The 24,380-nt window shown below is 38.2% G+C and carries 17 protein-coding genes; 16 read left to right on the top strand and 1 reads right to left on the bottom strand.

The genetic code is table 11. The annotated features are described in order from the left end of the window. Positions 1 to 288 precede the first annotated feature (288 nt). From PODO_RS29890 to PODO_RS06765, 5 genes are all read left to right on the top strand, one after another. Entirely contained in the window at positions 289 to 2,100 is a 1,812-nt protein-coding gene (locus tag PODO_RS29890; RefSeq protein ID WP_052096848.1) for an RCC1 domain-containing protein, read from the top strand. A 429-nt stretch (positions 2,101 to 2,529) separates the two neighbouring features. Beyond that, entirely contained in the window at positions 2,530 to 2,730 is a 201-nt protein-coding gene (locus PODO_RS06750; protein WP_038569319.1) for a GBS Bsp-like repeat-containing protein, read from the top strand. Positions 2,731 to 2,924: 194 nt separating this feature from the next. Beyond that, positions 2,925 to 8,489: an RHS repeat-associated core domain-containing protein gene (locus tag PODO_RS06755; RefSeq protein ID WP_038569320.1), complete on the top strand. Its 5,565-nt coding sequence runs from the start codon at positions 2,925 to 2,927 to the stop codon at positions 8,487 to 8,489. Positions 8,490 to 8,510: 21 nt separating this feature from the next. Beyond that, positions 8,511 to 9,077 (top strand): hypothetical protein, encoded by a 567-nt coding sequence (locus PODO_RS06760; protein WP_155288098.1) that lies wholly within the window; start codon positions 8,511 to 8,513, stop codon positions 9,075 to 9,077. Positions 9,078 to 9,613: 536 nt separating this feature from the next. Further along, entirely contained in the window at positions 9,614 to 10,453 is an 840-nt protein-coding gene (locus tag PODO_RS06765) for a hypothetical protein (protein ID WP_038569322.1), read from the top strand. Here the strand turns inward: PODO_RS06765 and PODO_RS06770 are convergent. Beyond that, on the bottom strand, positions 10,437 to 10,664 hold the full coding sequence (locus PODO_RS06770) for a helix-turn-helix domain-containing protein (RefSeq protein ID WP_038569323.1): 228 nt from the start codon (positions 10,662 to 10,664) through the stop codon (positions 10,437 to 10,439). The two genes, PODO_RS06765 and PODO_RS06770, sit on opposite strands and share 17 nt — an antisense overlap. Positions 10,665 to 10,825: 161 nt before the next feature. Between PODO_RS06770 and PODO_RS06775 the strand changes: the two genes are divergently transcribed. The 11 genes from PODO_RS06775 (at position 10,826) to PODO_RS06820 (ending at position 24,194) form a co-directional block, all read left to right on the top strand. Further along, positions 10,826 to 11,623 carry a recombinase family protein gene (locus tag PODO_RS06775; protein WP_038569325.1) on the top strand — a complete coding sequence of 266 codons (798 nt, stop codon included), beginning with the start codon at positions 10,826 to 10,828 and terminating at the stop codon, positions 11,621 to 11,623. After that, positions 11,620 to 11,877 carry a hypothetical protein gene (locus PODO_RS06780; protein ID WP_038569327.1) on the top strand — a complete coding sequence of 86 codons (258 nt, stop codon included), beginning with the start codon at positions 11,620 to 11,622 and terminating at the stop codon, positions 11,875 to 11,877. The genes PODO_RS06775 and PODO_RS06780 overlap by 4 nt, the downstream gene beginning before the upstream one ends. Before the next feature lie 217 nt (positions 11,878 to 12,094). After that, positions 12,095 to 13,330: an IS110 family RNA-guided transposase gene (locus PODO_RS06785; RefSeq protein WP_038569329.1), complete on the top strand. Its 1,236-nt coding sequence runs from the start codon at positions 12,095 to 12,097 to the stop codon at positions 13,328 to 13,330. Between the two features lie 109 nt (positions 13,331 to 13,439). Beyond that, the gene (locus PODO_RS31585) at positions 13,440 to 14,150 is read left to right on the top strand and encodes an RHS repeat-associated core domain-containing protein (protein WP_038569332.1); all 711 of its coding nucleotides are present in this window, start codon (positions 13,440 to 13,442) and stop codon (positions 14,148 to 14,150) included. Between the two features lie 53 nt (positions 14,151 to 14,203). After that, a complete protein-coding gene (locus PODO_RS06795; RefSeq protein WP_155288099.1) occupies positions 14,204 to 14,698 on the top strand; it encodes a hypothetical protein in 495 nt (164 codons plus the stop codon). 685 nt (positions 14,699 to 15,383) lie between these two features. Further along, positions 15,384 to 15,716, top strand: coding sequence for a hypothetical protein (locus PODO_RS29895; RefSeq protein ID WP_169744743.1), 333 nt, complete (start codon positions 15,384 to 15,386; stop codon positions 15,714 to 15,716). A gap of 60 nt (positions 15,717 to 15,776) precedes the next feature. Next, positions 15,777 to 15,953 carry a hypothetical protein gene (locus PODO_RS30960; protein WP_155288101.1) on the top strand — a complete coding sequence of 59 codons (177 nt, stop codon included), beginning with the start codon at positions 15,777 to 15,779 and terminating at the stop codon, positions 15,951 to 15,953. Between the two features lie 2,006 nt (positions 15,954 to 17,959). Then, entirely contained in the window at positions 17,960 to 19,984 is a 2,025-nt protein-coding gene (locus PODO_RS06805; RefSeq protein WP_038569335.1) for a carbohydrate binding domain-containing protein, read from the top strand. 204 nt (positions 19,985 to 20,188) lie between these two features. Further along, positions 20,189 to 21,730 (top strand): hypothetical protein, encoded by a 1,542-nt coding sequence (locus tag PODO_RS06810; RefSeq protein ID WP_038569339.1) that lies wholly within the window; start codon positions 20,189 to 20,191, stop codon positions 21,728 to 21,730. 1,065 nt (positions 21,731 to 22,795) lie between these two features. Next, positions 22,796 to 22,924, top strand: coding sequence for a hypothetical protein (locus PODO_RS32130; protein ID WP_280513453.1), 129 nt, complete (start codon positions 22,796 to 22,798; stop codon positions 22,922 to 22,924). A gap of 82 nt (positions 22,925 to 23,006) precedes the next feature. Next, positions 23,007 to 24,194: a hypothetical protein gene (locus PODO_RS06820; protein WP_038569346.1), complete on the top strand. Its 1,188-nt coding sequence runs from the start codon at positions 23,007 to 23,009 to the stop codon at positions 24,192 to 24,194. Positions 24,195 to 24,380 lie beyond the last annotated feature (186 nt).

The following is a 24,380-nucleotide window of genomic DNA, read 5'->3' on the forward strand; positions in this document are numbered from 1 at the left end:
GTAAAGGTTCATTTGGAATGAAGTAATTATTAGTTAGTTTCATGTTGTCGATGTATAGATTTCGGACAAAAACAAAAAAAAGTTACGGTTTGATTAAATGAAAGTATCTTTCAATATCTAAGAATTTGTTGATTTTTTTATGAGCTGTTTGGTTTTACACGATCATTTGTATTGTCTGTTTAGTTATTTTGCTGGATCCGAAGTTTATTATCCCAGTCATCCTATCTAGTATCGTAGATAACAACTAATTAACTGGAACTATTTATTAAATGGGAGAGAAAAATAAATATGAAGAAATATTATTCGTTATTAATTATCTTATTTCTTTTAGTTATATCGATTAGTCAGTTATCTTTAGTGAGTGCGGATGGTGTAAATCAACAAAAGGAGTTAATTGCACCTGAGACACAAATAATAAGCATATTGGAGGATTCCTCGTTAAAGGTGAATTTAAAAAACATTATTAGAGAAGGGAATTTTTTTCATTTAATTAGATTAGTAGATTTTGATAGTAATAAGGTGATAAATATAAAGAAATCAATTGAGAGGGATCAACTGATAATTAGTCCACAAATTGAATTGAAAGATGGTCATGATTATACATTACATATTCCTCCTTACTCACTTGAGGATATAAATGGAGAAAAATTAAATGATAGCTACTTCCTGAAGTTTCAAATTGTTAGCAATGAGAGCGCTAAAAAAAAATTATTAATAGAATCTATATCTCAAAATAATAACTCCAAAATCATGTCTTTAAATGAAAGCGCAAAGAGTTTACCCTCTACTTTAACTCGGGGTGTTTTAGAACATGGGGAAATATATGCTGGTATAGATAAAAGTGGTTTTATAGAAAAAAATGGGAATCTATGGTTATGGGGAAGTAATGAAATGGGACAGTTGGGGGACTTTATTACTCCATATAGCAATAAACCAGTTCAGTTGGCTGGAACCGATGTGGTGTCGATGAATAAAGGATTTACTGGTGGAACTTTTAGTTCATATGCTTTGAAAACTGACGGTACAGTGACGGCTTTCGGATTCAATTATTATGGTTTTTTGGGTTTGGGACCTGCTGGAGATCAGACTGATTTTGTTGTCTCTCCAACTCCAATTTCTGGATTATCAAATGTAAATAATATCAGTAGTAGATTTTACCATACCCTCGCTGTTAAATCTAACAGAACAGTGTGGGGATGGGGAGATAATCAACGAGGGCAAGTGGGAGTCGATAGATTAGAACTTATTACAACTCCGGAACAAATTAAAGGTGTTAACGGGGTTGGGAATCTTATGGATATTATTGCTGTTGATGTTGGTGAAATACATTCTATAGCACTTTCGTCAACTGGAACTGTTTATGTTTGGGGAGGCAATAATCATGGTCAGTTAGCAAATGGATCTCTTAATGATGAGAGTTTCCCTAGTAAAGTGCAAATGGGCTCCAGTAATGCTTCTTTGTTAACAGGAGTTAAAGCTATTAGTGCTGGGGACAATTTCAATTTGGTTTTAAAAGAAGATGGAACAGTATGGGGCTGGGGGCAAAATGATAAAGGGCAGCTTGGAGACGGTACTACAGTAGAACGGCGCTATCCAGTCCAAGTCAAGGGCCCAAACGGAGTTGGTTTATTAAATAATGTAATTGCTATTAGCGGTGGAAGTAATTATTCATTAGCACTAAAGTCAGATGGAACAGTATGGAGTTGGGGAGAGAATAGCATGGGCCAACTTGGAGATGGCACAACTTTAGGAAAACTTACTCCTACTCAAGTAAAAGCGATAGGCGGTAAGAGTTTTCTGAATGATGTAATAAAAATAGATGCTGGAAATTCGCATAGTATAGCACTTACTAGCTCTTCATTTATTACGTGGGGGAATAATACAGAGGGTCAATTAGGGAATGACTCATTAATTTCTTATTCAAATATTCCAGTAACAGTTCTACAACCTTCTATTAGGCAGGATTACGAATATATTTATGATTCCGCTAATAGGTTAACAGCTATTATCATTCATAAAGGGAATATCAGCTACCGCCGTGACTTTGTATACGATAGTAATGGTAATTTACTATCTGCAATTACAAAGGAAATAAAGTAGCTGTATAATAGCGTTTCAAAATAATTAGTTTGAAAAGAAAAAATAGAATGTTTTTCGTGATGAGTAATCAAAATGATTTGTGGGGAACTAAATATTCTTTGTTACTCAATCGATGGTCCTCTCAATTTATAATAATAACACTGTTTTTGGAGCGTAGTGTTTTTTTAGGATATGTAAATTTTATTCCGACTACCTCTCCAGAATAACCTTATGCCAACTATATTATGGTGGATATAAGTAGCAAATCATAACCACAAACCCTATATGTCTAAAACTTGACATTCAATATACATAAGATGGAAAAGGAGTCTGATAAAGAGGAGTAAAGATTATTCGTCAAAATCGTATATGTTTAGTATCTTGGTGCTTTTCGTAAGACGTCTATCTAAAGGGCGGTTTTGATAGCACCCAACAGGGGACCTTTCCAACATGGACGATAGTAATGGTCAAGACGATTTAGAGGATTCATGGATTATGGGGGAACGTTTAAGTCCTACAAGTTGGCGAATTCGAATTCCTTTCTTTAAACATAACAACGAAACAGGAATGTATATTACCCATATTTATTCCTTTGATGCTTCTATGAACAAAATGATGATTGGTGAAATTTTAGTAGAAGTAAAGAAGTGAGTGAAATTAAAAGAGGAGATGCAAAATTCATATTAATGCACCTCAGAGATAGGAAGGTACATTGAAGAACAAATGAATCAAATAGGGAATGAACTATTATTTTTACAGATAAATAGTGGGGGATTTTTTCATAGGATGATATAGAATATAGCTCAATTGTGAGGTAACCAAATAAATTCCTGGGGGAAACTAAGTTGAGAAAAATAAAGCTAGTGAGAAAAATATTAATGGTCATCATGTGTTTATCTTTGATCATTCCAAATATTTTGGAAGGAACTGCGAAAGCGAGTACAACCGTTAAAAGTACTTCTGATCAAACTTACATAAACAAAGCACAAGATTTACCTGCTCCATCACCTGCACCGTCAGATTTTTTGGATTTTTCAACGGATTCGGGACCACAGCCTACACCTACGACTCGTCCAGAGAATTCTGCGAGTGAATTATTCAAAGAAGAAGGTTGGCAGGACTCCATTCCTCCATTGCCGGATGAGAAGGCTACTGTGGAGGTAGCCACCTATGATCCGAAATTGTCTGAGGCTATTGTATCAATTAAAGTTAAAACGCTTGAGAAGCAAGGATTACTCAATCATTCGGTCTCTTCAGGTGGAACGGCTACAAATCAAAGAGTAGCATCACAAGATTTAATCGAATCTGAAATCGAAAAGCTGTTTTTGGCCGGAGCTTCCATTGAAGATGTCTATTGGATTAATTATCTGATGCAGGATTCACCGAATCAAACCTTACTTGAGCTATTAAAGTGGAAGCAAGAAGGAAAGCTAAGCTGGGAAGACATACAAGGGGAATTAGAAAATCAAGCTATCCAGAAGAAGAACCCATCTTCGGTTCAAAATTCTACCTACCAGGATGATCCGATCTTTCAACAATTTCCGAGCTTAACCTCGCTAGTGTATGGAGAGGACCTTTTTTCTCCAGATAAATTGAAAATCGCGGCTTTAACGGTGACTGCTTTTGATATGAGGGTCGCTGGCATATTTGACGGACTAGTTGTTCGAGCTCAGCTTAATCAAACCAACAAACCCCAATTTGGAGATCGTAATACTACTGATGAAGTGATCGATCCTGTTTCCGGTTCATTGACATGGAAAGAGAATCAAATCCATTTACCCGGTCGAGATGGTCTGGATTTGGATATTGGGATTATGTACAGTTCCAATCAAGGACATTCTTTTGAAAGAGCATATAGTTCTTCAGGTAATTATACGTACACAGAAAGATATGATCATTTTTTGGAGATGAATAGTTTAGGGGTAGGTTGGTCGTTTCAATTTCCTTCAATCGAAAAAAATGGCGACTATCGTTATTATCATGACGGAAAAGGTGGGGTGTATACCGTAGCCCGTTATCCAGAAAATGGTGATGAATTTACAAAATACACAAAGTTCCTAAATTACAAGCAAAAAAACATGCGATTTGTTTATAACAATGAGAACCATGAATTTAATAACGGAGAGGAAAATTCCTGGTACTACGTTGAATTCGAGGATAAGAGAAAAGAGTACTTTTCTGCCAATGGAGCACTTATCGGGATTGTAGACCGTTTTGGAAATACAATTAACTTTAAGCATCGCTCTATAGATATTGATGGTATACGATCTGTTCTTATCAGTTCAATTACAGATACAGTGGGTCGTGAGGTTACTTTTGAATATGAGGATAACCTTAATACTCAAGAGATATTTAACGGTGAAAATGTGACGATTCGAGTTAAGCAAAATGGAACCGAGGTCCAAAAGGTCATCTTGACTAAAGGCAGAAAACTTGTGCCAGTGAATGAAATTGAAGTCTATTTGCCTGTACTATGGTCGGTTACAGATCAGAATGGGGACAAGACCTACTTCGACTATGAGGAAGGAATTGCATATTATCAAACAGGGAGTGATTATTCGGGTGCAAGAAATCAAAACTATCATACCTTGCTAAAAGAAGTCATATATCCTAATTCAAACACAGAGTATACGTATGAACGGGTTTCCAGAAATATAGGTGAAGATCAAACCCTTCATCAATTTCGACTCTTATCAAGGGTAGATAAAACAGGTCCGAAAAATTATAATTGGCTTCAGTATACGTATACAGGTGACTATACGGGATATCCGACCTATTATCCGCCATATCTACAGCAAAATAATCGCTATAGCAGCACGTTTACCGTAAAAAGCGATACGGCAGCCAACAACTCCATAATCACCCGAAATTATGATGGTAAAGGAAAGTTGCTATCTACGGACACTCAAGCAGCTAATGGGGAGCGCAAGATCGTTACGAATACAGCATTTGATGGACTCTTCGAGCTATTCCCGACGAGAACTACAATTTCAGAATATGGTGTCGGGGACAGCGAGGCAAGTGCTAATCATTTGTATACAGAAACAACATATTCAGATTGGGGACTGGTCAGTACCCAAACCCAACCATTAACGGCGGAGCAACATAACAATTCAAATCTAAAACAACACTATACGACAACGATAAGCTATGAACCGAAATATCATTTAGTGGAGTCTAAATCTTGGTACCAGAATGAATCTGATCCGGCCCCATTAATTGAACGATACACCTACACTGACAAGGGAAGGCTATCGACAGTAACGAATGCGTCGGGGGAACAAACCACATATAGTTATGGTAACCGAGATACCTTGGGTGGAATCTCTCAAATGACGGCTGAAAAGACAGCCAAGGGTCAATTGGTAGCTAAAAGTGTAACCATATACGGACCTGAGAGCCGTTACGCCTACCCGACAGAACAACAACAGTGGTTCAACATCGGGAAGTCTGACCAGAAAATCGTGAAGACGAAGATGAGTTACGAGATGGGAACGGGTTTGCTGAAAAGTCAAAGTGACGGCAACGATCAGACTACGGTCTATGAATATGATGCAGCAGGTCGTCTAAAAAAAGAAACACATCCGATTCGAACCAATAGCAATGGAGAAACCTTCAGAGAGGTTATCGATTACAATTATTATCATCAAACCTCCAGTAACTTTGATTCGGTGAATGCAGGGACCTATGTTCTGAAGGTCGATACGATTAAAACCGTCACTCAATTATCCACTAACAGTAGTATGAGAACGTATGCGAATACGTTATATAATGGAATGGGCCTAGCGTTGTTAGAAGAACATTATGACGATAACGTGAGTCAATGGGTCTTCACCCAGTACCACTACGATGATCAAGGACAAGCGATCTATCAAAAGGATGCGTTAGGCAATGAGATTACGGCTAGTTACGATGCATGGGGAAGGCAGAATCGTGCCACAGATGCCAATAACAATATATATGTAACGGATCATAACCTTAAGCAGCGCAAGACAGAAAGTTACATGATTGCTGCTGACACTCAAGAACGATTGAATTATCTGGAAACTATCTATGATCCATGGGGCCAGCCAGTTACCATGAAAACCTATAAAGACTGGCCGAGTCAATCGCAGCCCCTCACAGAAAGTTATCGGTACGACATCAGTGGTAACGTGATCGGTTATACGGACCCTGCGAATCATCTGAACGATGCTGGGATCACAACATCGTATAGCTATGATGCTCTAAATCGTCTAACCTCCGTCTACGATGCGTTAAACCAGCGCACACGCTATACGTACGATGGAATTGGTCAGCTTGCGAAAGTTACGGTGCAAGCTAAAGGTGGAACAGAGCAAATACTGAATACCAAGTACTATAACGAAGTTGGGTTATTGACGAGCAAGCTAGACGGGGCTTCTCAAAGTGAAAGCTTATCCTATAATGCATTAGGGCAATTAACTAGCAAAACCGATCGTAATGGCAGTCTGTTTGGATACAGCTATGACGAAATTGGCGCGCTCAAGTCAAGCACAGTCAGCGGGATGATCAATAACGTATCGCAGACACAGAAAACCGAAGTGATCTATAACGACGGTTCGCCCTCTAATCAGACCACTAAAAACTTTCTGAACGGAACGATTCAGGCGATGCAGCGAAATACTGTAAACAGTTTGAATCAAGTGCGAAGCACGAACACGGTTGCGTATTCCGCTGGAGCGGTTGCACATTCCGCGTACATCTTTAATCAGCGGGATGCACTAGGCCGAATTACGCAATTGAATGATTATTATTTAAACTTTTACGTGAATTATCAATTCAATAAGTTGAGACTGGACAAAGTACAGACGAATGGCAGCGCTACGGTGAGTAGTGCAGCCACGGCCAATGTACAATATAACTACACTGGGGTTAACCTGGTGAAGTCGATTAGTTATCCGACGCTGACAGACGGAAGCACACTTATGACTGTATACACCTATAACAAAGCCCTAAACTGGGTGGAGAGCGTAACGAACCAAAAGGGAGGCCGTGTGCTCTCCAAATATGTGTATGGGTATGACAACAACGGAAATATTACCTCGGTTACGGAAACGAAAAACAACAATGTGACACAAGATACACAAACGACAACCTATGAGTACGATGCTTTGAATCGCTTAATTTCAACGGTGCGTCCGGGAGGAAGCAGAGACGCATATACCTATGATGTACGTGGCAATCGCTTGACCATGGAACAAAGTGTGAGTAGCCCAGCAGAGTTTCAGGATACAAGTTATAGCTACGATTTGTGGAACACGCTGACCTCTGTAACCAAGAATGGAAGCACGACGAGCTTCCAGTATTATGCCGACGGCCTGCGCTATCTAAAGAGTACCGGCAGCAGCCACACCCAAGTAAACTATGATAATAACGCTCAGGTTTTGACTGAAGAAAAACTGAGTGGCAACAGCATAGTCCAACAATCCACGTTTGTACGCGGGGACCGGGTACTGGTGAAAAAGGACAAAACGGCAAGTAAAGATTACTATTACCTATACAATGGTCATGGTGATGTGGTACAGATTGTGGATACTAGCGGAAAAACAGTAAATGAGTATAGCTATGATGAATGGGGCAACATCACTAGTCAGACAGAAGGAATCTCTAACTCCTTTAAATACGCAGGTGAAGTGTATGATGCTGAAACGGGATTATACTATCTTCGGGCACGGTATTACGATCCGAGTATGGGGCGTTTTTTAAATGAGGATACGTATGAGGGGCAGATTGATAATCCGCTGAGCCAGAATATTTATACTTATGTTCATAATAATCCGTTGATTTATACAGATCCCACTGGACATTATACGTTTAAAGATGACCCAAGCCAGCCAGTAGTAGTTCAGGGTTACGTAGTTAGCACAGACATGCATGCAAGTGACAAACTAGTTGAGTTTCTGAAAACATATGAAACATTTTCTGGGCAATGGTATTACGCAACCAAGGAAGAAAAAGAGAGAAATATAAAGACGATAGGTTATGGGCATGTAATTCAACCTGGAGAGGAAAAATTACTTAAAGGAATTAAAGAAGAGCAAGCACTATCCTTATTGAAGTCGGATATTCAGAACAAAGCTGAGAATTATATAAATGACTGGGCAGACCGTAATGGTATAGTTTTTACACAGCAACAGTTTGATGCTCTTGTTAGTTGGAAATTTAACGGAGGTGATTTTTTAAATCGTGATCCAGGAAAAATGCTGAAAGAAGGGAATTTTTCATCTTCTGAATTTCAAAATGAATTTAAAAATGAAATGCTTTTATGGGTGAAGGGCAGTGGAAAGAAGCTGCCAGGATTATATATGCGTAGATATGACGAATGGGAAATTTTTGTGAATGGGGATTATACTAGAAATTATAACAGAGTGCTCCCCAAGGGTTTTTAAACTAAATTAAGTGGTGATAAAATGAGATATTCAACAATGGTTGTTATTTTAATTTTAAATGTGCTTTTGATTACAGCATGCGGAACAGAAAATGGGGATATTACACAGACGGTAACTCCAGCTCCAGTTCCAGCTACAGAAATAACTAATACTTCTGTAGTTCCTGTTGATTCAAACTCTGAACTAATGGAAACGTTGATAGGAGAATGGAAGATTGACAGTATTTATGCATATGGAGTTGGCGGTTCGAAGAATGATGAACAAGATATTAAAAGGTTAATTGGAACGAAAATTATATTTACTTCAGATTCTATTAAATTTGGTAATGAAGCTGAAGAAAAGCCTATTTTCTACAGAGTGAGCAAAAGTTCTGATGAATGCTTTTTATCTGATATTGATTGGATAAAAGAAAGCACTATGGATACAGATTTAAACCCTCAAACCCTAAAAGAAATAAGCCTATATGAAGATGAAAAATATGAGGACTTTTATTATGGCAATGGAAATATTACTTATTACACTGATAAGGGAGAGCTTATTTTAGACCAAGATGGAGACTTTTTTTTATTAGTCAAAATAAGGAATTGAATATGTATTGAATTAATAAAGTTAGAACCACATGTGAGTTACATACTCCATGTGGTTTCTTTTTAACATTTTGAGTTAGCCCACCCAGTGCCGAATGGACTGAATCGGTTCATTCTAATAAACATCACTGTCGTATTCCCACGATAACTATTTCTCCGATTTAAGTGTACGCACATGAAAAACTCTAAAATTATCCCCATTAACAAAATCCCTATGATCAGCTTATGTGCATAACCCCCAGTTACCACCACAATAACCAGAAAATAGTTACCTTCGTTTCCGTGCGGATTTTCAGGAATAAACAGGACCAGCACTGCTTTATCGTTTTTCGGGTTATTTCAATCTAATTTATAAATATTTATGAAAAATCCAAAATAAATCGCAACCATCTGGGGGGATAGAGAGATTATTAGGGTAGAGAATAACTGGTAACGTGCCAGTTCACATATACAGGCAAGAAGACGTCAATAAGGCTGGCCGTCTTGCCCTCTAATATAGTCCGAAATTCGTTAAATAATTTCGGTCGGGGGGTTTTTATGAAAGAAGTCAAACTATCCATAGACCGTATCGTCGTGGATTTTACAGATGTGTTTTGGGAGTTCTTTAATCCATTTCAACAACGGATAAGAGAATGCTTTCGTAGTCCAATTTGTGCGAGGGAGAAAGGGTTTAAATATCATTTGCATATAAGGAATGATAGCCATTATTTGCACATTTCCTATCAGCTATGCTTTGTGAAGAAGTCAAGGAAAAATACCATGCGAATTGAATGTCATCCAGAGAGCTTGGTTCATTTCAGCTCCTTGCTCTCGCAAATCGCTGATCATGCCAAAGAAATTCTATTTGTCCGTTGTGATGTTGCCTTCGATATCCCCATCCATATTTCGAAATTGCTTACCCTATCGCTAACAGGGAGAAATATGCATAGCTGGATGGGAACTCGCTACTCCAATAAACGACATCAACGACAAGTGGCTGGTTATTGTCGAGTATATAACAAGAAAAATCAGCTCTTACAGCGATTTGGTAAGGCAATTAAAGGAGAACTAACGAGGTTTGAGATCGTGTATGCACCTAACGAAAAAATACCACTGAATGTTCTGGTCCAATTCCCACCGGAGTTCAATAGACTTTACTTTTGTGCCGAACTGACCACCACTGAACAGTTCAAGCCTAAGGAGATGGAGCGTATTCAAGGATTAATGTCGGGTGAACTGGAGCAAAAGCAAGTTACAGGATATTATCGGAGGTCTTTTGTTAAGAAGTTACAAGCGTGTCCAACATTAGACTTCGACCAAGAGGCGTGCAAACAGTGGAAGGATGCGATAACAATTCCTTGTGCAGTTTTGGGTGGTGTTATCAGTCATGTAGCCTAGCAGCAGATTCTTCTTCAATCACAATTAAATCATGGAGCTGAATATCAAGAGCTTTGCAAATGATATCGAAGGTACTTAGATGTACCCTGTCCACTCCGCTAGAGCATAAATGGCTGATAGTGTTCGGTCTAAGTCCAGTTAGCCTGGATAACTCTCTTTGAGACATATTGCGTTCAGCAAGAATGTCTTTAAGCTTTACAATGACTGGCATGACACATTTCCTTTCCGAACAAAGGTACTTTCAATCATTATACGGGAGTTTAATTCGTAAATAAAGTGATTGAATGTATCTACTAAGCGATATATAATATAATTGTATCTACTAAGCGTTACAATAATCTGAATTATCGTAACGGACGGGGAGGAAACGGTATGAATGTCATCGGTTATGTAAGAGTTTCGACAAGTGGACAAGCCAAGGAGGGTTACAGTCTAGCCTACCAACAAGCTGAAATCTGCTCGTATTGTCAAGAGCAAGGCTGGGACTTGAAACACATCTTTACGGATGAAGGCATCAGTGGGGCGAAGGTAGACGAGGATGCTCTTGAAGTGGACAGAATTGGCTTTCAGAACCTGCTGTCAGCCCTATCCACCCGAACCTATGACGCAGTTGTTGTGCTCAATACAAGCCGTTTATGGCGGTCTGACATCGTGAAGGTGTTGGTTCATCGAGAGTTCAAGAGGTACGGTATAGATGTAAAAAGCATTGAACAACCGACCTACAGCATTCATAAGAAAGACCCAAGTGATTTCTTGATTAATGGACTTATGGAATTGCTTGACCAGTATCAGAGGTTGGAAATTGCTTTGAAGCTTGGCAGAGGGCGTAATCAGAAAGCGGAGCAAGGTGGTTATGCCGGAGGTCGGGCGGCATTTGGTTACAATGCCAAAAAAGGACAGAAGTCCATTGTAGTTAATGAAACACAGGCAAGAATCGTTCGTCGGCTCTTTGACATAAGGGAACAGAACCCTGCATGGACGTTATCTGAACTAGCATCACAGTTAAATCAAGAAGGTTTTACCACGCAACAAGGAAAGTTATTCACAAAAGTACAAGTGAAGCGGATTTTAGACCGTAGGGACTTTTACCAAGGTACTTATCGTTATGGGCAGATCGAAGCAGACGGTAAACATCAAGCGATCCTACGGTCTGGAGGAATGTGCTTGTGACGATATTACAAGATAAGTATGAATCGCTGGTTGAGCAAGAAGATCAGCTTCTAACAAGTCTCCGAACCACTGCCGCTTATGAAAATGCCATTTTTCAAATTACACATGAACAAGCTGCGGAGATTCACTTGCCGACAGCGGAGAAAATTATAGATAAGATTCACGAGTACACAGAAGAACTGCGGCTAGACCTACTTTATGTACGTCTGGAGAAGTCACATGTTGCTGGGATGTTAAAACTTACAGCTTTATAAGCATTATCGAAAACAAGAGATTGCTAACGTATCTTTGCGGCACCGACCGCTCGAACTGAGGATGCAAACTTGTTTATCCATGATGTTTTCGCCACTCGTTTGAGTGGTTACTAATGGGCTGGATACATACAGATCAAGCGATAAGGACAGCAAAGATTCTTGAATGTAACGAATCGAATCCATTAGTAACAATTCAAATACAGGGGGAGCAAAAAGTATGATTGAACAGCAGAATCTAATCGATGTAGGAGTTGACCTGCATAAACAGCATCATACAGCCGTCATTATTGACTGTTGGAGCAAGAAGCTAGGGGAACTAAAATTCGATAACAAGCCGTCTGCCTTTCCCTTGCTGCTTAAAGAATTGAAGAAGTACATCAAGAAGGGCTTGTCAGTAGTCTATGGACTGGAAGATGTCGGTGGCTACGGCAGAGGACTCGCTGTCTATCTTAAGGACAATCGTTGCTGGGTGAAGGAAGTGAATGCAAAGCTCGCTAACGCCAGAAGAAAGAGCCATGTGACCGTTCAGAAGTCGGATAGCTGGGATGCGGAATGCGTCGCCAAGGTGCTCAGAGACGAGTTGGAGCGCCTGCCGGATGCTCAGCCCGTTGACCTGTTCTGGGCGATTAGCCAGCTTGTGACGCAGCGGAAATGGTTGGCTAACAGTTTAACGGAAACGGTAAAAAAGATGCACCAGCAGATTAGCTATTCCTATCCCAGTTACAAAAAGTTCTTCTCTGAAGTAGAGGGGAAAACAGCGCTTGCCTTCTGGGAGACCTACCCTTCACAGTATACCTTGAAAGACATGTCAGAGGAAGCCCTTGCTGCCTTCTTGCGAAAGTACAGCAACAATGGATTGTCTCATAAGAAGGCAAATCAAATTCTTACTCTGATCGACGCAGATGGAGAAACGTATCGGGATTTTCAGGATTCAAGAGATTCAGTAGTGGTGAGTCAAGTGGAATCCGCTCGATTTTTTCAAGAACAATTGGTCAGTCTCGAGGTTAAGATTGAGCATTTAATGCAGCAGCTTGGCTTTCAGCTTGAATCCATGACAGGGATCAATGTGGTGACAGCAGCGCAGCTTGTGGCAGAGATTGGCGATATTCACCGATTCTCTTCCTCTGATAAGCTTGCCCGATTTGCTGGAATAGCACCTGTAACGGTTGGTTCAGGAAATAAGTCACGAAATTTCAAGAGTAAGCAAGGCAATCGGGAATTGCATGATATTATCAAGAGTCTTGCAATTCGTCAGATTGGTGTCACCCGTACCAAGAGAGAACCAAAGAATGCCTATTTTCATGCTTATTATGAGCGAAAGATAGCAGAGGGGAAGACGAAACAGCAAGCAATTGTGTGCTTAATGAGGAAGTTGGTAAATATCATCTACGTCATGATGAAGAAAAAGTCAGCCTACGTGATGCCGAATACACCTGCACAGCAGGCGGGATGATAGAATGGGTGGTAGCTGGGATTGCATTCTCAGTTGCCACCTTCTTTATTCAAAGCGCCGCTTTATAAACTAGGATACGTATGAAGGGCAGATTGATAATCCGCTGAGTTTGAATTTGTATACGTATGTGCATAATAATCCGTTGATTTATAGTGATCCTACAGGGCATATGGCTGCTGCAAACGGAGGCTCAGGTGGAGATCCGCTGTACAATGTATCAACTACTGATGCTACTATGAAAGTTATCTCAGCTCGTTCAGTGGATGCAGCTACTCAAGCTAAGATTTTAAAATCATTAATGAAAGAATACAAATACGGATTTTATGGTGATGATTCGGGAGGAATGACTCGAAATCAATTTGAATATCTGTATAACTTAGCGATGGCTAAGGGTTTAGGAAATAATGATACGGCTATATGGGCTATTTCTCAATTAGATAACTATTTCAGTTATGGGAAAGATGATAAGACTACTACGATTGCCTTAACGATTGGAGCTATGGGAGCAGGGGCGGTATCCGGGGGAAGTTCTAATTGGAAAAGCTCAAAGCAATTTGGACATGCATTTTTAACTCATGGAGCTGGTGCTAAAAATACACGAAGTTTAGTAGATAGGACCAGAAGTACAAAAAATAATCAAGGGCAATGGCTGGATAATCAAAAAGCAGCAGACTTTATTACTTCTAAAGGTTCAATCACAGAAGCTACAACATTTGATTTGCCTGCAGGTATGGGACAAGTAATTACTCCTGAGGGTGTTATAATACCTGCAACGAAGGCTATATTAGTTCCATCTGCAACTGGTATAAAAACTGCTTAACCGATTCCATAATACGAAATCCACTATGAAAGGGCTGATACAATATTTTTAAGATGGAGTTAACATTATATAAGCCGTTGGAAAGTATACCTGAAACAGAATACTTAATACCTGATTTAGAACTCGATGATTCAGTGGGAATTCTAATGTGTATATGTGAAGCGTTTGAAATTTCACGATCTGTATCATTCGTTGTTGGTGGTTTTGGGCAAGATAACTGGCCTGTTGATTGCAGAACAGATCTATCTACTGTTATAGAACAAGTTCCTGATATATTAACGAAAACAAGAGCAGGCATATTCTCTTTTGAATTAGATTTCTACGAACAGGGAATCGAAAGACAGTTAATATTCGAAGAGGATATGAATCTTGTTAAGGTTACTTGCGTTAGTCGTACTAAATGGGTGCCTTACCCAAGTTCTGTATTTTTGGAAAAGACTGCAGTTTCTAAAGTATTTGAAGAAATATATATAAAATTTTTAGAATTTAGTTCTGTGATTTGTGAAGGGCTGGTGAATAATACTCTATTAAACGATTGGAAAGTATGAGTTATCTTGACCTTGAGGATGTTCTTCCTCAAGGTCATTCTCTAATTAAACTAGTGCCGAATAAACCTGCGGGAAGTTTCTCAAGACTACAACCCACATCTTTCTTATAAAATATTCTGCAAGTGCATGGAAATTCTAAATCAATTCAAGCAATTAAATTGACCAAAGTTCAATTTAAACGTACGCCCCCTGTTCGAAACGTAACATTTTATTTTAATAAATATATACTGATTTCCCTCGGCTTATGGACTACTCCACCTCACTGACTCATTCACTTTTGAACACTCCAGATGAGTTGAAATAAACAGATCTCCGAAAAAACACCTGCATGAAGGACTTTGATTAACGGTATAGATTAGCCGTATAGAAAAAAATAATCAGTCCCTAGCGATAGAACGAATGCTACGCACTAAGAAGTCACTCTAGATTTAAGTACCCACAATCGTGCTCCCCCCAAGCATCTCCGTAATGAACCGTAACTAATCTGTCAAAAATCAATCTTCAACCCATGGCATACACAGGGAGTACACTCTTTTCCCCCTGCTTTATTTATGGCAAAGGCTACCCCAAAAGGGGCCTTACCCTAAGGAGGAAGAAGAGTATGAATGCTTATAACTGTCAGGCAACATGAATTGGGAACTACTTGAAGGTTAAGATGTATGGGAAACCCATATACTCTGGCCGCATGAAGCCCTACCGAACGATGACTAAGCGCCAAGTAAAAGTAGAAGGAATTAATTCTAACATGATCTTGAAACCTGAGTTACTGGATCTGGGCAACTGCTCACGATATAACAGCATCCCACAGCCAAGAAGGCTGTCATTGGCAGAACGAGAACGATTCGAAAACCTGATGGATCTGAACTTTGCCAAGGGACATAAGTACATCACTCTAACGTATGGAAAGGAGAACGTTTCGCTGGCCGAAGCCAGTAAGGATTTTGAGAACTGGGTGAAGCGGATGCGGGAGCGGTATGGGGACTTTAAATATCTTGCAGTACGCTCATTTCAAGGCTGAGGAACGATCCACATCCACATGCTGGCGAATCTCCCCCGAATTCTGAGGGAGGACTGACCGATGGTACGTTTAGGGTTATCTGGGGTCACGGTAATGTTGACTTTAAGCAGGTTTAAGAATTATCTGCAGGAGATCGGAGAAATAAGCTTAAGAAGTATCTCCTTCAGAACCTTCAGGAATTTAAAACGGATGAGCGCTCCTATGGCAAGCGGCTGTTTCTCCAAAGCAAGAACCTAAATCTACCTGAAATAATTAAGGGTAACTATGACGAGCTTATGGAGTCCTTACGGAAGATGGGAGTTGAGCTGAGGCTGGTAGAATCTAGACAGTTTCCCGTAGACTATTTGGATTATATCCGGTTAGAAACACATCAAATTATCGCGTGAACATGAAGCCTAACAGTTTAACGAAACTTGCAAAAAGAGTCCTCCAGGCCCTCAGGCGCACTTGGGTCCGATCTGTTAAGGTATCCATAATTTAGAGCTTAAAATAGAGTTTCTGCATGGAATTAAGCTCTCCGTGGGCTACTTTGGATAGCCTGAATGGGAACTCAAAACTAATTAAAAACGGAGGAAGAGAAAGCTTGAACTCTTCTGCGAAGCGTACTATGCTTGCTTTTATTATAAGGAATTAATTACCAAAAAAACACTAAACTAGGCTTCCGTTACGGACCGGGAAATCATGGAATCATATTAAGGAAGTTGAGCAATCAAAAGCCAAAATTAAAAAAATGATGGAAAAATTGCAAAATGCTCAACGAAGTAACGCTGATGAAGCTGTATCATGAGTTTTATAAGGCTAAGCGGTGAGACTTATACGATAATTTAGATAATAAGTTGAGATTTATAATAGAGTATTTTAAAAGCAACTTGCCAACAGGGAAGTTGCTTTTTTGTTCAATCAAGTAGTACTAAATGATTATAAAAAAGTATATTCAGAAAATAAACTTTTTTAAGATCTCCATATTTAATTGTTACATGTATAAGAGAATAATGAATAGCACCAAGATCTATATCAGAGACAATTAAATTATTTTAAGAGACAATTTTTATAGCTAAAGATATAGTTCAACGAATTTTTGTTCTGAATTAGCTATTAAAATTCATTTGAATAAATAGAGAATTAAAGATTAAGCGGTGTTAAGAAGAATAATCTACGATGTTTTACATTTCTGATGTAATAATCAAATTACAGAATCATTGGCCAATCTGTCCGTTAAAATCAACTAATCCCTGACCATACAATGTTAGGCAAGGCGAACGGTAACGTAATGATCTACTTGTTTAGTGATACCACTGACTAGAGTAGATTTGAGAAAAGAAACGGAGTGTAACTCGCACGGTCAAACCGAAAATCAGATATTCGATGGATACGAATAGGAGTATTTCTGGAACTAAGAGGAATTGAAATGATTGCAATAAGAAATAAGCGATAGAATAACCACTGTAGAGCGTGTCATGTTAAAGATGCTCGTATTAATAATGGAACTTAAGTCCAACATAATTAGTGAAAGAAACATGGCTGGCCTTGTTGAGCTTTATTTTGTAATGTTGAAGGAAGTAATCTAATAAAATATAACTAGTATATCTATTATCAAATTTTTGAATTTATTGTATATTAAATCAATGGTGTAATCCAAAAAGAAGGGAATTTTTTTCTTCTATATTATGAAGATAAATATTTCGTCTTACTTATAATTGATACGATAATGGAGCTGAAATTTACATAAAAGAATTGTTGGAAATTATATTTACACTCAGTTCGTTTAAAGGTCTTGTATAACTAATTATTATTCTAAATATAATATTTTAGAATCTTATTTGTTTATAAAATGGAAGTAATAAAACTACGGGTTATGTATATAAGTCAGTAAAACTATAAGTCCTACATCCTGCTCTCTTCGAACTTAAGGTCGACTTTTTTCAGAACTCTGAATATCGACCATCTAAAAAATCTGGAGAAAGAATTGTAGTTTCCGATTAGATCTGGATATAGGGGAAGAGGACGCAGCGCGAGATTTTGAGAAGCTGGAATTCAACCGCAGTTATGTGTCGCGAATTGAGAAACGGGTGCTCATGAAGCTGTGTCATTAGATTTATAATGCTATTAGTTCCTATAAAGTTAGATTAACTGAAAAAGGTTTTGTCCCACAGCATTTACAATGAAAGAGACCACTTTTTTGGGGATTTTAGAATAAACTTTTTTTGATAACAATTCATAATTTTATTTTGGAGCTGAGAAATTTGAAAAATATTAAACTATTTATATTGTTCCTTGTTTTTATCAGTGTTTGGCCACAAAAAACCTACGCGAATGAATATTTTTATGACAAAAATGGTCGATTGGAGTCAGTAAAATCATTTAATAATGCTGTTGATTTTTATTATGATCTCAATGGGAATTTAATGAGAAAAAATTCGAATGGTAATTTAATAAGAAATGGGAGTTTTGAAATATCTGATACGAGCAGTGGTACTGCGAATTACTGGAACACTTATTCTGGACCGGGTTTTCAAAAACCAAAAAGTGAAGTAGAAGTGATTGCAGTGGCTAGTGGTAAACAGTCTCAAAAGATAATAACCAACGGTGTAGGAGGATTGTATCAGGATATACAGGTAGGTGAGGATACAGCGTATGAATTAAATGGCCGAATAAACCTAAGTAATATGCTGAATGGAACGGTGATGCTGAGGGTTGATTATTATAATGCTTCGGGTAATTTAATCAGTGGAGAGACTCTTGCAGAAATAGGTGTACAGAACTTATGGACAACCATTGGAGGAGCAATAAGAACGCCAAAGGGAACGATTATGGCAAGGATACATTTTCACTTGGCCTCTTCATCTGGAGGTACATTGTTGATAGATATGGTTTCAATGCAGAAGAGTACGTACGGTAATTTGCTAGCAAACGGAGATTTTGAGTCATCTCAAATGAATGGCGTGGGGGATGGCTGGGGGAAATACGGGGCTTTTGGTGAATATCAACTCATATCCTCAAATGTGACTTCTGGAGTCCAGTCTCAAAAGCTTACGATGACTAACGTAGGAGGTTTGTATCAGGATATAGCAGTAAGTGGGAATACTCTGTATGACTTGAATGGTCGAATAAATATAAGCAGCATGTCGAATGGAAAGGTTCAACTGATCGTCAATTATTTTGATATATCGGGAAAAGCGCTCGGTGGGAGGGAGGTAGCGGAAGTAAGTGTGCTCAACACATGGATTACCACTGGTGGAACAATAGAGACACCAGTAGGAGCTCGAATAGCACGAATTCATATTCAAGTGACTTCTTCTTCTGGAGGCACAGTATTTGTAGATATGGTAACCATGAAAAAAAGTATCGATGGTAACATGTTGGCAAATGGGGATTTTGAAGCGTCCCAAATCGGTGGTGTTGCAGATGGATGGGGGAAATACGGAGCTTCAGGAGTATACCAGCTTATAAGTTCGACTGTAACCTCGGGTAAACAATCCCAAAGACTTACGATGACTGGATCTGGGGGCTTATATCAAGATATAGCAGTAAGTGGGAATACTCTGTATGACTTGAATGGTCGAATAAATATAAGTAGTCTGCAAAATGGGCCGGTAAAGCTAATCGTTGATTATTTTGATCGTTCGGGAAAAGCAATTAGTGGAGTGACATTGGCAGAAATAAGTACCTTAAACGTATGGACAACCATGGGAGGCACTATTAAAAGTCCAATAGGAGCCGTGCTAGCGAGAGTTCATGTTCACATAGCATCCTCATCTGGAGGTACATTTGTAGTAGATATGCTTAATTTCAAGATAAGTACAGATGAAGGTATGCTGGCAAACGGGGATTTCGAGGCTTCTCAAATCGGAGGTGTTGCAGATGGCTGGGGAAAATATGGAGCCTATGGTGATTATCAATTGACAACCTCAACTGTAGCTTCTGGGACTCAAGCCCAAAAAATAGTAATGACCGGCGTAGGTGGAATATATCAAGAAGTAGCTATAATTCCTGAATCATCATATACTCTGAGCGGTCTGATTAATATAATCAACTTGCCAAGCGGAACAGTAAAGTTCATCGTGAATTATTACGATGTATCTGGAAGGTTGATCAGCGGAGTGACCATGGCAGATGTAAAAGCCTTAAATATATGGACAACTGTGAGAGGAACATTAAAGCCGCCAGTTGGGGCGGTGACAGCGAGAGTTCATTTTCACATAGATTCTTCATCTGGAGCCGCATTTGTAGTAGATAAGGTTACTTTTATGAAAGCTGAGAAGGATTGAGCAGTAGTCCATATTTAATATGTTCGAGCGTTGCATCAGTTGATTATGCTGCGTGATGACAAAAATGAAAGGTCTCCGGGCAAGCTTTACATCCAGCAGAAAATCTGCTCAAGCGTCAAACATAGCATTTCTCTATGAAGATTTCATAGAATTCCATCATTGATTTAATTAAGAATTTATATAATTGAGAATAGGGGATTTCAAATGTCGAAACATATAACTTTAAGGATCTTGATTCTAGCATTTATAATTGTTTTTATTGCTCATCCAGAAACAACTTCTGCCTCTATTTATAATTATGACATGAGTTCAAGATTACAATCAGAGACTTATATCAAAAATAATATTCAATATCAAAGAAATTTCATATATGACAACAATGGAAGTTTATTGGGGAAATCAAATAAATCAGAAGATTATTTAATTCTGGAATCTTCTTTTGAAGCACGGACAGAAGCAATGAATTTTAAATTACCAAATTCAATGTTCTCTCTTTCCACCAATAACCCCAAAGAAGGGACGCAAAGTCTTTACTTTCACTCCACCCAATCTACTGTTGTAACAGCAGAGTCTATAATACTTGAAGTGACTCCTAGTACGCTATATACCTTAAGCGGGTGGATTAATAACAAATTATTAAGTGGAAACGCGAGCATCGATTGGATGGAGTATAATGCTTCAAATCAGCTGATCTACGATGGTGGTACTTTAAGTGCAATAGATAAAAATAAATGGCAATATGACAGAGTAGAGTTTATAACTAAACCTCAAACTTCTAAAATTATTCTCAGAGTAGTCCTTGATGCCGGAGCGGCAGGTGAGGCTTACTTTGATGATATAAGATTTGAAAAAGGAAATAAACTTCCTTTTTCTAGAGTTTCCTTTGAGTTCGGAGAGAATTCGTGGTATTCCAATCTTCCGAGCAGTTTCTTTACTTTTTCAACAGATGGATTTAAAGACGGTAAACAAAGCTTGCGATTTAATTCTAATAACCCAGTCACGGCAACTGCTGAATGTGGAGAATTTATAGTAGATCCTAATACAACCTATGTTTTAAGCGGGTGGTTGTACAATTCGCTAGTAACTGGGAATACATATATTGATTGGATGGAGTACGATAAAGCAGGAAAATTAGTATATGATGGAGGAACAATATATACGACAGGAAAAAATAAAACATGGCAATACGGTTCGGTAGAATTCACCACAAGACCAACTACTAGTAAAGTTATAATTCGTGTAGTTGTGGATGAAGGGGCAACGGGAAGTATTTATGCTGATGCAATTGAATTCAGAAAAGACAATAATCTGCCGTTACTGGATACTTCTTTTGAAGCAGATGATTCTCTGTGGTATGCACCTAGCCCACTTCTCTCTCTGGGGAGAGGATTTGCAAGAGAAGGTCTTTCTAGTATGCAATTTCACTCCAAGGATGCAGTGACTGTGACTGCAGAATATGGGCATATTGTAGTTAATTCGAATACTAAGTATAAACTTGCTGGCTGGATTTACGATGCATTGCTCACTGGTGGAGTGTACATAGATTGGCTGGAGTACGATGCGAAAGGAAGCCTTGTTTATGATGGTGGTACGGTATATAGTGCCTCAAAGAAACAATGGGGATACAATAGTGTTGAATTTGTAACAAAGGCTCAGACAGTAAGTATTGTCTTGCGAATTGTTTGCGATTCGGATGCAACGGGAACAGCCTATGTGGATAATATACAATTTTTAAATGTTCCATAATATTATTATTAGAGTCAATGTCAAAAAACTCTCTGTAAATTTCTATAGAAACGGTACGGTACAATTTGATTTATATTACAACAAGCAGCAAGACTCAGTATTGAGGTCTTCCTGCTTGTTTAATCTCAATAAGTCCACAATGTCAATCTTAATTAATAACTTGAGTATTTACAACAATCTCAGTACTATTTCCGAATAAATCTGTCGAATAGATGTGAGTTGTATAAGTGCCGATTTCATGGTTGTGCTCACTAATTGGGAAAAGTTATTTTCCATGTTCCAGCTTATATTTTTTGTCCCCCACTTTGTTTTAGATCATCCTCACCATTTGACTCTGTGACAGTATATTTTTTACAACCGTTATAACCCCTCCAAAGTAAACACCATTAACCCAAACATCATTATAGTAGAGCCAGTTTCATTGTTATGTTTGTTAAAAGGAACAACAGCTTTCCAGACTCCATCTGAGACTTCTTGACCTGCCACTCAAGGAGATTCTAAATCGTCATAACCTTTGTAATATTCTCATTATCACATTACCTCCTTATAAAATCTGAAAGAATTATAGCTTTTTTAGAAATCTCTGTAAAAGTATATTTAAAGATATTTAAATGGAAAAATTCTTTTCAAAATGAATGTTTATCCTTATATATAATATTATTTCCAAAAATGAACAATTGTAATATAGTAGTAATATTGTTGTTTTTTTTGCGGGGTAATCAATTAGTATTCAGGGGGAGGGACATATTAGTTGTTTCAAAAGTCATTTTAAAATTTATTTTTCGATAATTTTAGTATTACTTATTAATTTACTCTATTGTGTAAATATATTTGGAACTTCGTATTCATATTACTATGATTCTTCCGGCCGTGTCTTAAGTGCAACAAGCCCTTTGGGAGAAGGATATGATTTTGTTTATGATGATAATGGTAATCTGCTTAGAAAAAAACCTATAGAGAATTTGATCTTTAACCCTAGTTTTGAAAAAGTAGATAGCAAGAATATGACTAAAGCAGATGTATGGGAATCGATATCTAGTAAGGATACTGGATTCGAACTAGTAAATGATGCAGCTAGTGGCACAAAGAATATGGGACTCAGGATTAGGATTAGGAGAATTCACAGGTATTAGTCAAAAAATTCTGGTTGTAGGGGAAAGAGATATGCAGGAGATTCAATCTACTTTGTCATGAATAAAAATGGTACTGACACGTATGACCGCACAAGCTGGAATCCGATTATTACATATTTAGATGGGAATTAGAAGGGGACATAATGAAAAAGTTCTTATTGATACTTTCGATACTAGGAGTTTCACTTGGTTTTTCTACTCTTGCATATTCATATGAGAGCGAAATTAATATTAACGGAGGATTTGAGAGAGATCAAAATGGTAATAGTCTTCCTGACTTTTGGGAAACTGTATGGAGAAATGGAACCAGTGCAGGATCTTTTGCATCAATTCAGAGCTTCGATCCAGTGGAAGGCTCAAACCATTTTAGACTATACAGTGGCATAGGGGATTCTCAATCCTATGTATACGCTTTGTCAGATCCTATCAAAATTGTGAAAGGTGTAGCCTATAAAATAAACACTTCGATGAGATACACTCTTCCAACTGGTGATGCAAGAATAACCATTATTGAAATTGATAACAGTGGAAAAAATATCAATGAAACCCAGCGTGCTTTTTCAAATGGTAGCTGGAAATGGCACAACCATGATGTATCGATTTTCCCTAGAAATGAGACGAAATACATTCGGATTCGTTTAGAAGTGGGGGGCGAAGAAGGCGCTTACTTGGACATTGACAATGTTTTTTTGAATCCTATCGATATAAATGGGGATTATGAAAATGATTTTAATAAAAATGGTCTTCCTGATTTTTGGGAAACCACTTGGCGAAATGGAATAAGTAAAGAAGCGATTGCTTCGAAACAAGGTTTTGAACCTATTGATGGGAATTCCCAACTTCGGTTATATAACGGGCTCGGAGATTCTAATTCTTACATCTATGCTCTTTCGGATCGAATCCCTGTTAGTTATGGTAGTTCATATGATATTAGTACCTTTATGAAATATACATTATCTACGGGACACGCAGAAATAACTATAATTGAAGTGGATGATAATGATAACACTATTACTGAAAGTAGCAGAAGCTTAAATGATGGGGGGTGGAAATGGCACTATCATTCGATTTTGATCACTCCTAAATGGCAAACAAAATATATAAGAATAAGGTTTGCAGTGGGGGGGGAAGAAAAAGCCTATCTAGATATAGATCATGTGGCCATTAACCCAGTGACAGTTCTAGAAAAATGGAAATCGGATATACCGAATCAAACTCGATATTTTTACGATTCAAATGGAAGACTGAGCTATATACTTTTACCTGACGGTCACATCATTATGCATAATTATAATAATAATGGTGCGCTGTTAAAGAGGGTAGTATTGTAAGTAGACGCAAAATCATTATTCTATAAAACCCACACAATGTCTTGGGACTCGTGTGGGTTTTGTTCTATAACAATCGATATTAAACACGATCTCATTATTTGAAATACCATTTTTACATACTCCCCAGATCACTCTCACACCGCAATTCTTTCATTAAGTACAAATAATACATACCTTAGCATTTGA

The organism is Paenibacillus odorifer, assembly GCF_000758725.1.
Taxonomy (GTDB): domain Bacteria; phylum Bacillota; class Bacilli; order Paenibacillales; family Paenibacillaceae; genus Paenibacillus_AQ; species Paenibacillus_AQ odorifer.

What these genes read in the sequence shown, in the direction of transcription:
- PODO_RS06795 (WP_155288099.1), top strand. Translation starts at nt 14,204, where the DNA reads ATGGAGTTAACATTATATAAGCCGTTGGAAAGTATACCTGAAACAGAA.
- PODO_RS06775 (WP_038569325.1), top strand. Translation starts at nt 10,826, where the DNA reads ATGAATGTCATCGGTTATGTAAGAGTTTCGACAAGTGGACAAGCCAAG.
- PODO_RS29890 (WP_052096848.1), top strand. Translation starts at nt 289, where the DNA reads ATGAAGAAATATTATTCGTTATTAATTATCTTATTTCTTTTAGTTATA.
- PODO_RS06820 (WP_038569346.1), top strand. Translation starts at nt 23,007, where the DNA reads ATGAAAAAGTTCTTATTGATACTTTCGATACTAGGAGTTTCACTTGGT.
- PODO_RS29895 (WP_169744743.1), top strand. Translation starts at nt 15,384, where the DNA reads ATGAAGCCCTACCGAACGATGACTAAGCGCCAAGTAAAAGTAGAAGGA.
- PODO_RS06770 (WP_038569323.1), bottom strand. Translation starts at nt 10,664, where the DNA reads ATGCCAGTCATTGTAAAGCTTAAAGACATTCTTGCTGAACGCAATATG.
- PODO_RS32130 (WP_280513453.1), top strand. Translation starts at nt 22,796, where the DNA reads ATGATGCAGCTAGTGGCACAAAGAATATGGGACTCAGGATTAGGATTA.
- PODO_RS06750 (WP_038569319.1), top strand. Translation starts at nt 2,530, where the DNA reads ATGGACGATAGTAATGGTCAAGACGATTTAGAGGATTCATGGATTATG.
- PODO_RS06810 (WP_038569339.1), top strand. Translation starts at nt 20,189, where the DNA reads ATGTCGAAACATATAACTTTAAGGATCTTGATTCTAGCATTTATAATT.
- PODO_RS06760 (WP_155288098.1), top strand. Translation starts at nt 8,511, where the DNA reads ATGAGATATTCAACAATGGTTGTTATTTTAATTTTAAATGTGCTTTTG.
- PODO_RS06785 (WP_038569329.1), top strand. Translation starts at nt 12,095, where the DNA reads ATGATTGAACAGCAGAATCTAATCGATGTAGGAGTTGACCTGCATAAA.
- PODO_RS30960 (WP_155288101.1), top strand. Translation starts at nt 15,777, where the DNA reads ATGGTACGTTTAGGGTTATCTGGGGTCACGGTAATGTTGACTTTAAGC.
- PODO_RS06765 (WP_038569322.1), top strand. Translation starts at nt 9,614, where the DNA reads ATGAAAGAAGTCAAACTATCCATAGACCGTATCGTCGTGGATTTTACA.